This is a genomic window from Romboutsia sp. 13368 (assembly GCF_018336475.1).
Classification (GTDB): domain Bacteria; phylum Bacillota; class Clostridia; order Peptostreptococcales; family Peptostreptococcaceae; genus Romboutsia.
Genome location: NZ_CP048741.1, coordinates 1,356,425 through 1,357,272, shown reverse-complemented (window position 1 = coordinate 1,357,272; position 848 = coordinate 1,356,425). Strand labels below are relative to the sequence as shown.

Genomic DNA, 848 nt, shown 5'->3' with positions numbered 1-848 from the left:
TGGAATTTATTGTTTAAAGCTAATTTTAACGGGTATATATAAAAAGAATAAAGTTAAATTATTAAAATTAGCTACGTTTAAAATTACTTATTAGGAGGAAAACGATATGAAAAAATTCGTATGTGTAGTATGTGGATATATACATGAAGGAGAAACTGCTCCAGAAGTATGTCCAGTATGTAAAGTAGGAGCTGACAAGTTCGAAGAAATGAAAGGTGAAATGAAGTGGGCTGACGAGCACAGAATAGGTGTAGCAGCTGGTGTAGACGAAGAAGTATTAGAAGGATTAAGAGCTAACTTCGTTGGAGAATGTACAGAAGTAGGAATGTACTTAGCAATGAGTAGACAAGCAGATAGAGAAGGATACCCAGAAGTAGCAGAAGCTTACAAGAGAATAGCATTTGAAGAAGCAGAACATGCAGCTAAATTTGCTGAATTATTAGGAGAAGTTGTAGTAGCAGATACTCAAGCTAACTTAAAAGCAAGAGTAGAAGCTGAATACGGAGCAACAGAAGGAAAATTAAAAATAGCTAAGAGAGCTAAAGAATTAGGATTAGATGCAATACATGATACAGTTCATGAAATGTGTAAAGATGAAGCTAGACATGGTAAAGCATTCTTAGGATTATTAGAAAGACATTTCAGAAAATAATAATATAGTTTAAGAGTCATTTTTTATATAAATAACCCTTATACAGTAAAAATAATTTTACTGTGTAGGGGTTTCTTTGTGTACAATCTAAATATTTTATACATATTAATATGTACTTATATTACTTGGAAATATATTATAAATTGTAAATTATTATAATATAAGATGTATATTTATAAAAGCATAGTTTATCTTA

1 protein-coding gene is annotated in these 848 nt (G+C 30.1%); it reads left to right on the top strand.

The features are described 5' to 3' along the window. Positions 1-106: 106 nt before the first annotated feature. A complete protein-coding gene (locus G3997_RS05500; RefSeq protein ID WP_296644127.1) occupies positions 107-652 on the top strand; it encodes an NADH peroxidase in 546 nt (181 codons plus the stop codon). Positions 653-848 lie beyond the last annotated feature (196 nt).